10 protein-coding genes are annotated in these 8,957 nt (G+C 68.7%); 6 read left to right on the forward strand and 4 right to left on the reverse strand.

Annotated features, from left to right (window positions below):
* Positions 1–269 (forward strand): Lrp/AsnC ligand binding domain-containing protein (locus tag ACIBJF_RS50100; protein WP_399184566.1); only part of this gene is annotated, 269 nt, incomplete at its 5' end.
* Between the two features lie 439 nt (positions 270–708).
* Here ACIBJF_RS50100 and ACIBJF_RS50105 read toward each other — a convergent pair.
* Positions 709–1,620 (reverse strand): recombinase family protein, encoded by a 912-nt coding sequence (locus ACIBJF_RS50105; protein ID WP_399184567.1) that lies wholly within the window; start codon positions 1,618–1,620, stop codon positions 709–711.
* 270 nt (positions 1,621–1,890) lie between these two features.
* Between ACIBJF_RS50105 and ACIBJF_RS50110 the strand changes: the two genes are divergently transcribed.
* The 4 genes from ACIBJF_RS50110 to ACIBJF_RS50125 are packed head-to-tail and all read left to right on the forward strand — an operon-like array spanning position 1,891 to position 4,948.
* The gene (locus tag ACIBJF_RS50110) at positions 1,891–3,000 is read left to right on the forward strand and encodes a site-specific integrase (RefSeq protein ID WP_399184568.1); all 1,110 of its coding nucleotides are present in this window, start codon (positions 1,891–1,893) and stop codon (positions 2,998–3,000) included.
* Entirely contained in the window at positions 2,997–3,950 is a 954-nt protein-coding gene (locus ACIBJF_RS50115) for a tyrosine-type recombinase/integrase (RefSeq protein ID WP_399184569.1), read from the forward strand. The genes ACIBJF_RS50110 and ACIBJF_RS50115 overlap by 4 nt, the downstream gene beginning before the upstream one ends.
* Positions 3,916–4,512 (forward strand): tyrosine-type recombinase/integrase, encoded by a 597-nt coding sequence (locus ACIBJF_RS50120; RefSeq protein ID WP_399184570.1) that lies wholly within the window; start codon positions 3,916–3,918, stop codon positions 4,510–4,512. Before ACIBJF_RS50115 ends, ACIBJF_RS50120 begins: the two co-directional genes overlap by 35 nt.
* Positions 4,502–4,948, forward strand: coding sequence for a DUF6262 family protein (locus ACIBJF_RS50125; protein ID WP_399184571.1), 447 nt, complete (start codon positions 4,502–4,504; stop codon positions 4,946–4,948). Before ACIBJF_RS50120 ends, ACIBJF_RS50125 begins: the two co-directional genes overlap by 11 nt.
* A 375-nt stretch (positions 4,949–5,323) precedes the next feature.
* Here ACIBJF_RS50125 and ACIBJF_RS50130 read toward each other — a convergent pair whose 3' ends face one another.
* Both ACIBJF_RS50130 and ACIBJF_RS50135 read right to left on the reverse strand, forming a co-directional pair.
* The gene (locus ACIBJF_RS50130) at positions 5,324–6,034 is read right to left on the reverse strand and encodes a hypothetical protein (protein ID WP_399184572.1); all 711 of its coding nucleotides are present in this window, start codon (positions 6,032–6,034) and stop codon (positions 5,324–5,326) included.
* Positions 6,031–7,629, reverse strand: coding sequence for a serine/threonine-protein kinase (locus ACIBJF_RS50135; protein ID WP_399184573.1), 1,599 nt, complete (start codon positions 7,627–7,629; stop codon positions 6,031–6,033). The genes ACIBJF_RS50130 and ACIBJF_RS50135 overlap by 4 nt, the downstream gene beginning before the upstream one ends.
* A 418-nt stretch (positions 7,630–8,047) precedes the next feature.
* Between ACIBJF_RS50135 and ACIBJF_RS50140 the strand changes: the two genes are divergently transcribed.
* The gene (locus tag ACIBJF_RS50140; RefSeq protein ID WP_399184574.1) at positions 8,048–8,275 is read left to right on the forward strand and encodes a hypothetical protein; all 228 of its coding nucleotides are present in this window, start codon (positions 8,048–8,050) and stop codon (positions 8,273–8,275) included.
* On the opposite strand, the gene ACIBJF_RS50145 is transcribed toward ACIBJF_RS50140, so the two are convergent.
* Positions 8,264–8,503, reverse strand: coding sequence for a hypothetical protein (locus ACIBJF_RS50145; RefSeq protein WP_399184575.1), 240 nt, complete (start codon positions 8,501–8,503; stop codon positions 8,264–8,266). The genes ACIBJF_RS50140 and ACIBJF_RS50145 overlap by 12 nt on opposite strands.
* Positions 8,504–8,957: the final 454 nt, after the last annotated feature.

Genomic DNA, 8,957 nt, shown 5'->3' on the forward strand with positions numbered 1-8,957 from the left:
GAGGCTTCCAGGTCCTCGTCCAGGCGAACATGATGATCAAGGACCAATCCACCATCGAGGCGTTCGAGGACCAGGTCCGCGAATTTCCGGAGATCATCGAATGCAGGCGCATGTTCGGCGATCCGGACTACGTGATCTGGGTCGCCACCACGGACGCCGACACCTACGAGCGCTTCTACATGACGAAACTGACCAATCTGCCGGGCGTGGCCAGAATGAACTCACAAATGACCATGAAGTTGGTCAAGGAGCGCACTCTCACCCTGTGACGGGGCAGGGTTACGTCAACGGCCACCGCATCCAGGCCGCAATCAGGCAACGTTCACCCTCTCTACCTGCGAAGAAGACGAAGCGTCATCCGGTAGGCGCCCGACCGGATCGACATCGACCAGCGTTCGAGAACCCCAAGGGTGACCACCAACAGAGCCGACGCTCCTTGGTGACTTCAATCACGCGGCTGGTGTCCTCGCCATGGGGCCGGCCGCTTTCGCGCGGAGACCGCGCGCCCTTGACCTGCTGAAGTTGCTCCAGGAGATGCCCGCTCAGGCAAGAGCTCGACACGCACGTTGGCTGACCGCGGCCATGGCGTTCCACCCGATCGTGGGGGAACCACCGGTCATCGGAGCATGACCCCGCTCCGACGATCCCTCGGCTGTCACCGGCCTTGGGACATCGGTACAGCGGTTAACGCTAAGCCGGTGATCATGGTCAGGCTGGGGCTCCGAGGGTGCTGACGCGGTTCTCGTACTCGCGGCGGGCCTTGCGCTGGGCGGGGATCGCCCCGGCGCCGTCGAGGACCTGGCAGCGGTCAAGGAGTTGACGGTGGACCGCGGGCGCGGCGGTGACGCGGAGGGTGTAGCCCGTGCCGCGTCGTACGGCCTGGCCCTCGTCGAGTGCGGTCCGCTCGGCGTTGTTCAGCTCGGCGGTGCGGAGGAAGTCGGCGACCTTGCCGGGCATGTCGAGGGTGACGAGCAGCTCCGGGGTCGGGGGAACTTCGTCGGCGACGTGCTCGGGCAGAAGATCCGCGACGGCGGTGCGCACGGCGCCGCGGCTGACGTTGTGCTCGCGGGCCAAGGCGGCGATGGACTGGCCCTCCAGGTAGGCGGTGCGCACGTCGGCGATCGTCTCGCCTGCAAGGGCGGGGCGGCGACCGCCCTTGCTGCCCTTGGCCTCGGCAGCCCGCAGTCCGTCGTAGGTCAGCTCCCGTTGGAGGTCGCGCTGGAGTTCGCCGGCGGCGGCGAGGGTCTGCACCATGAACTTCACGGTGGACAGCAGCTCGCCGGTGCGCGGGTGGCGGGCGGTGAGGTCCATGCCGGAGAACGCGCCGTCGTGGATGCGCAGGGCGACCTGGTCGCGGTGGAGGACATCGAGTACGTCGAGGATGTGGCCGGTGCCGCGGACGAGGCGGAACATCTCGGAGATGTGCACGGTGTCGCCCGGCCGCGCGTAGGTGAGCAGGTCGCCGAACTTCGGACGCTCAAGCGGGTGGAGGCGGCTGGAGGTGCCTGCCTCCTCCTCGAAGACGACCGGGTCCTCGATCCCGACCTCGGCCAGGACGAGGTTCTGACGGTCAGTCGACTGCTGGTCGGTCGACACCCGCTTGTAGACGAGATTGGCCACGCTGTCCCTCGCTCCTGCCGCCTCATCGGACCCGGGTGTCATCTAACCCTGTCGTCAACCGTCATCGGATCTCATTGGATCTGAGCCGTCGTCGGGCCCCGGAAAGTCCGGGTTCATTGGACGTCCCTCCCCCCTGTCGTCATTCGATCGTTATCTTGAGCCGTCCGAAGGGCGTCCTTGATGTTGAGCAAGCCCAGATGAGGCCCCGGGTACTGCCTGGTGGATGTGGTTATCTGCCGCTGTCCATCACGCAGATTCCCCGGAGGTCCGATGCTCGTACAGCGCGTGGTGATGCCGTCCTCGCCGCTTGAATCATGGACGGTGCTCGGCGAGGACGCCGCCCCGGTCGAGCCGATCGAGCGCTACCTGGCCTATCTCACCGACATCGAGCGGTCCCCGAACACAGTCAAGGCGTACGCGCACGATCTGAAGGACTGGTTCTCCTTCCTCGGCGTCCAGGGCTTGGACTGGCGCGAGGTCCGGCTGGAGGACGTCGGAGAGTTCGTCGCCTGGCTGCGGCTGCCACCGACGGCCCGGACTGGGGCGGTCGCAGTGCTGCCGTCGGTCGAGCACCACTGCGGCGAGTCCACGGTGAACCGGAAACTCTCGGCGGTCAGCGCCTTTTACCAGCACGCCGCCCGCCACGGCGTCGACCTGGGTGAGCTGCTGACGACCTGGCAGCCGGCCGGGCGCCGCAGCACCGCGTGGAAGCCATTTCTGCACCACGTCACCAAGGGCCGGCCGCAGCAGCGGCGGGCGATCTCGCTGAGGACGGCGAAGAAGCTCCCGCGTATCCTCACTGCCGCCGAGGCCCAGGCGATCCTGGACGCCTGCGAGCGACTGCGGGACCGGCTGCTGTTCGCCGTCCTGTTCGACTCCGGCATGCGGATCGGGGAGGCCCTCGGGCTGCGGCACGAGGACTGGGCCGTCGCCGAGCGTGAGCTGTCGGTGGTGCCGCGGCTCAACGCCAACGGCGCCCGCACCAAGTCGGCGACGAGCAGGACGATCCCGGTCAGCGCCGAACTGATCCGGCTCTATGCCGACTACATGCACATCGAGTACGGCGACCTCGACTCCGACTACGTCTTCGTCAACCTCTGGGCCGCGCCTCACGGACACGCGATGACCTACGCGGCCGTCTACGACCTGGTCAGACGTCTGCGCCGCAAGACCGGCATCGACTATGACCCCCACTGGTATCGCCACACCTACGCCACCAGGCTGCTGCGGGGCGGCACCCCGGTCGAGGTGGTCAGCAAGCTGCTGGGACACGTCAGCCTGACCACTACGACCGAGACATACGGGCACCTCACCGCCGAGGACGCCCGGAAGACGCTGGAGGCCGCCGGCTGGTTCGACGGCACGGAGGTGCGGCTGTGAGCGAGACCTCGCACATGCCCGTCGGCCTGGGAGAGGAGGGGCACGAACGCCCCAGGCTCCAGCTCCACACAGGGCAACGCACCGAGGAAGCCAGTCGTCGAAACGGCTGGGACAGCGAGTACGACCGGGACGTCTGGCGGCTGCGCGAGCTGGGGATCAAGGCCAAGATCGCTCACATCCTTTTCGACCGGATCCCACAGCCCTGGCTGAAGGATCTGGCAAAGCGGTGGGCCAGGTGGCGGCTCAGCACGGGGCTTGGCGCCGAGTCGGCAGCCTCCGGCACACGAGCCGTTACCCACTTCGCGCAGTTCCTCGCGTCGCCTGCGGTCCGCGTCGTCCGCCTTGACCAGGTGGACCGGCCGCTGCTGGAGAGGTATCTCGCCCATCTGCACGCTGACTACGCGGGGCGAGCGGTGCACCGGAACTTCATCGGACAGCTCAACCTCTTCTTCCTGGCCATTCGTCAGCACCGCTGGGACGACACCCTGCCCACGAGCGCTGTGTTTTTCCCCGAGGACTTTCCCCGTCACGACGAGCGGCTGCCCCGGGCGTTGAGCGAACCGGTGATGACGCAGCTGGAGCAGCGCTCGAACCTGGACCGGTGGAAGACCCCGTCCTACCGACTGGTCACGCTCATCCTGATGCGCTGCGGGCTGAGGATCACCGACACGGTGCGGTTGCCGCACGACTGCATCGTCCACGACGCGGACGGCGCCCCCTACCTGCGCTATCTGAACCACAAGATGAAACGTGAAGCGCTCGTCCCCATCGACGAGGAACTCGAACGCGAGATCCGAGATCACCAGCGCCGTCTTCGTGATCGCTGGCCGCAAGGCACTCCGGTGCTTTTCCCCTCGATCCCTGAAGAACGCAGAGGGGCACGAGCCTACGGACGACAACGTCTACCGGAGGGCGATGCACCAGTGGTTGAAGGCGTGCGACGTCCGTGACGAACACGGTCATCTCGTGAAGGTCACCCCTCACCAGTTCCGTCATACGCTGGGGACACGGTTGATCAACCGGGATGTCCCGCAGGAAGTCGTGCGTCGGATCCTCGACCACGACTCCCACATGATGACGGCGCATTACGCCCGGCTGAGCGACACCACGATCCGTCGGCATTGGGAGCAGGCCCGCAAGGTCGACATCACCGGCCAGACCCTCACCCTCGACCCCGAAGGGCCGTTGGCCGAGGCGTCCTGGGCCAAACAGCGTCTCGGCCGGGTCACCCAGGCCCTGCCCAACGGCTTCTGCGGCTTGCCGGTACAGAAAAGCTGCCCGCACGCCAATGCCTGCTTGACGTGCCCAATGTTCGTGACAACCCCGGAGTTCCTGCCCCAGCACCGGCAGCAGCGCCAACAGCTTCTACAGATCGTCTCGGCTGCCGAGGCCCGCGGCCAGCTCCGTGTCGTCGAGATGAACCGGCAGGCCCTCGGCAGCCTCGACCGGATCATCGCTTCCCTGGAAGACGACGAGGCTCCCGGCGAAGCGGAGGTGGCTGATGCGGGCTGACAACTCCCGCCATATCGCCGCCGCGGCCCGCAACCGCCACGAGTACACCAGGGCCAAGGCGATCAGGGCCCTACGCGAGATCGACGCCGCAGGCACGGCCGTCACCTTCGACATCGTGGCCCGTGCCGCCGGCGTCTCAAGATCCTGGCTCTACACCCAGCCCGACCTGCGAGCCGAAATCGAACGCCTGCGGACCGAACGGCAGCGAGCCTCCGCCGACCCGGTTCCGGCCCGGCAGCGAGCCTCCGACGCATCGCTCATCCGGCGCCTGGAGGCCGCCAACGAACGCAACCGCCGCCTCACCGAGGAGAACCGCCAGCTCCGAGAACAACTCGCCCACGCGCTCGGCGACCTCCGCGCCGCCAGGCTCCAGAGCCCGCCCGTCCCGAAGGCCAGCCGCCAAGGTCGAGGTTCGGCAACGATCGGGCCCTGCTGACAGGCCCCTGAGTAGCCTCGTGAGCTACCTCGTGGACGCTGTCCTCACCGCATCGCCGCAGGCCAGCGGGGCACAGCATTTCGCAGCTCAAGATAACGACCGTTTCCCGACACTGAACATCGGCGTGTCGCAAGATCGGACCGGCTGCATGAGTGCTCAGCAGTCGTTGCGATAAGCAGCCACCTGCCGCTGAGTGTAACGGAGAGTAGCAGGCGTTACACAGAGCTACTTGTCACGTCACCGCCCTCGCGAGCAACACGCCGTAGCGAGACCTCCGGTCTCCATGATCATCCCGTGGCGGTTTTCTGGCGCCAGTTAAGCGCCCCGAACATGCCCGCTGCGGTGGCCACTTCGGCCGAACAGGCCACCGCGAGGTCATCGGCAGTCGTAGGTCAGCCTCGTGACCGCCGTGCGCATCGACGGCGTGAGGACGCGGAGTTCCGCTCGGCCGGGGAGGTGGCCCTTGCCCTCGAAGGTCCAGCGCAGGCTGAGGGTGGCGTGACGTTGGCCGCGGGGCAGGCGTTCGCGCAGGACGTCCGAGGACCTGCCGTCGCTGCGGAACCAGCGGTAGGTGAACATCCCCGGGCGGCCGTTCGTCGTGACCTGGGCAAGGATCTGCGCCGTCTCGCCGCAGCCCAGCTTGGCCGGGCGGGCGGTGACCGACACGTCTCGTACCTCCACCGAGGGGCCGAGCCGCTGCCACGCCAGGAAGGCGAGGACGCAGAGGAAGACCAGCGCCGTCAGCGCGTAGCGGCGCAGGCCGCTGCGCGGGACGGGCGGGGGCGTGACGGGCAGCGTGCTGTGGACATGGTGGGCCGCCGCCGTGACACCGGGGCCGAAGCGTAGGACGGTGCCCTCCACGCGGTCCGGCACCGTTGCGGGGGACACCTGCCACCGCGGGCCTGTGAACCCCCCGACCGGCACCGTCGCGGAGGGCTCCCCCTGCTCCGGCACCGTCGCCGTGGCCCCCTCCTGTTCCGGGCCCGTGAACCAGTGGCTGGCCAGCACCGTCGCGCTGTACTCGGCCTCGGCAGGGCGGAGTCTGCGGGTGGGCTCCTCGGGAACCTGGTCTTCGGGGGTGGTCATTGTTGCCCCACCACCAGACACACATGTAGCGGCGGCTGCGCGGTCGCCCCGCCGTCGGCGGACGCCGGGTCGGTGGTCGCCGTCACGGTCCACCAGTAGCAGGAATTTCTCTGGAAGGCGTGCTCGACGGTGACGGTGTAGCTGCTCGCGCCGCCGCGCTTGAATGTGTCCGGTGGGCCGTCGGGCGTAGGCGGCCCGGCGGACTCGTCGCTGGTGAACCACTCGACGGTGAGGGTCAGCGGCCCGGGGCCGTCCGTGGTGATCGTCAACGTCGCCGTGGCGGTCGTGGGGCTGGTCGTCTGGAGGTCCGCCGCGATGTCCTTGACGGCCGGCGGGGAATCGACCGGCGGGGGATCGACGTCGGGGGTGGTCGGGGTCGGGGTCACCGGGGGCGGCGGAGGCGAGGCCGACGATGTGGCCGGATCGGTGGGTGACTCAGGGGCCGTCGGGGCGGTCGCCGTGACCGACGGCGTGGGCGTCTGGCTCAACTCCGCGACATGGTCGGGCCCGGGTCCCACGCTGCTCGTCGCCAGCGCCCGCGCCGCCTCGCCCGGGGAAGCGGCCGGGGCCGACCGGACACCGTAGGCCAGAAGTACGCCCAGCAGCACCAGGGCCGCCGACAGCACCAGTCCCGCCCGGCCCGGCAGCCACGGCCGCAGCCGGCCTCCCGCGGAGGGCTGACGCAGCACCGTCCGGGCGACGTCCGTCGTGGAGGCCGGGGACGTACGCCCCGATGGCAACAGCAGGGGCAGCAGCGCAACCAGCGTTGCGAGCGCCTCGCGGCCGCGCTCCTCCCAGTCGGGCCCGTACGCCGCCCCCGCCACCACCTCCAGCTCCCGCACGAACTCCTCGGCGTGTGCGGGCCGTTCCGCCGGGCTCTTCGCCAGGCCCCGCGCCACCAGACCCCGTACCGCCTCCGGCACCTGCTCCACCGGAATCGGCGCGTCCAGGTGCCGTAGTGCCAGCTCGGCGAAGTTCTCGCCCTGGTACGGCTTACGGCGGGTCAGGCACTCGAAGAAGGTGGCCGTGGCCGCGTACACATCGGCGGCGGGCGAGGCGGGCGCGCCGGTCCATTGTTCCGGCGCCATATAGGCCGGGGTCCCGGCGATGCCCGCGCTGACGCCGCAGTCCACCGCGATGCCGAAGTCGACGAGGCGGGAGGACCCGTCCGTGCCGACCAGGACGTTCTCCGGCTTGTAGTCGCGGTGCACGACACCGACCCGGTGCGCGTCGGCCAGCCCCAGCAGCGAGCCCTTGAGGACGGTGAGCGCCGCCTCCGGCACCAGCGGTCCCTGCCTGATCAGCAGGGTGCGCAGCGAGACGCCGTCGACCAGCTCCATCACGATCGCGGCCCCGTCAGGGCTCTCGACGTACTCATACAGGCCGACGACGTACGGACTCTCCAACCCGCCCAGCAGCCGCGCCTCCGAGCGGAACCCCTGCACAAAGCCCGGCTGGGTCAGCAGGGAGTCGCTGAGGTACTTCACCGCGACCGGAACCCCGGTCTCCACATGAACGGCGAGCACGACCCGTCCGCTCGCCCCCGAACCGAGTTCCAGCGACTCGGTGAATCCCGGCACCGCCCAAGTGCTCATGTCCCTCCCCCCAAGGCCGCCGCGCCCCGGCACCTCACCCGCACCGCAGCGTCGAGCACGGGATGAGAGACACATTTTCGGACATCACGGTTGCGGTAGGACACCCCTAGGAGGCCGCAACGTCCTCCGGTCACGCTCACCGACCTTGACTGCCTTGTGGCTGTCGAGGCGTTACGTGCCGAGCCCGCCGAGCGGCTGCGGCACGACCTGTACCGCATCAGGCAGCTACCCGATGAGGAGCTGAAACCGGCGATTGCATCCCTGGAGACGTCATCGCCCGCCGATGGGTTCGGCGTTGATGCCGTCGCACAAGACCATCGTCGACCTGTCAGCCGGCTCTCCCTGCCGCGGTACGCGACCAGGTCTGCCAGCCCATGCTCGACCTCGACAACCGCATGGGTGCGGTCATGGCCGAGGGGTGGCCCGGACCTCCAGACCGCCGCCCTGGCGCTCGTCGACCAGTGCGCGCAAGTACGTCCACCGGCTGCGCCACGACGACGCCGAGTCGGGCCCGGCCGCCCCTCTCAAGCAGACGACGATGCTGTTCCTGACGGCCTGCCGGGAGTACCTCGGCGCCGAGGCCGAACAGCGCTTCGGCCTGCGCCCCACCGGGCGCAGCCTGTTCGCCCGCCTCTCAACGAGGTGAGAACTTGCCGGCCCTCGGGTGGTCCGCCGCAGCGAGCCGAAACGCCGCGATCGCCGCGCCTGTCGATCCGGCCGTCAGCGCGAGCGCGCCGACCGGGCCGGTGGGGAAACCGTCGCTACCTGCCAGCCGGAGCGCGAGCAGGGCGCGCCAGAAACCTCGCAGGTCTTTGAGCGGCTTGCGCTGCGGTGACGCTGCCTGGGTCGGCTGAGTGCCGGTGTCGGTCTGCACGGTGCAACCTCCGCTCCATCACCCGGGAACGTGGACGCGTCGCCCCTGCGCGCCCTGCCCTGCAGCTTCGGGCACTTCATGACGTGTTCGCCTACGCCCATGCCGAGGATGTCGAGCTCAGGCCGGATGCCACCGAGACCCAGGGCCGGCCGGCCTGGAGCGAGCCGCAGGGACAGAAAGGGCGTTCATGTCGGGAAGAAGAAGCAGAACATCATGAAGGCCACCGTCGTCGCCGACCAGCGCGGTCGCACGTGAGGGACCTGCCCCCTGCGACCAGGGCGGATACATGACAGCCCGCGGCCTCACCACCACCGCGACCCCCGGCTCTGCGACCCCCTCCATCATTGAGCATCTGATACCATCGAAACTAATAAACGATCTTAATCGAGTAACAGTTTACGAACTGGTACGGTAAGTGGGGTGACAATGACTGCGGACCTGACCGGCACCGTCG

The sequence above is a fragment of the Streptomyces sp. NPDC050743 genome (genome assembly GCF_044456925.1).
Classification (GTDB): Bacteria; Actinomycetota; Actinomycetes; order Streptomycetales; family Streptomycetaceae; genus Streptomyces.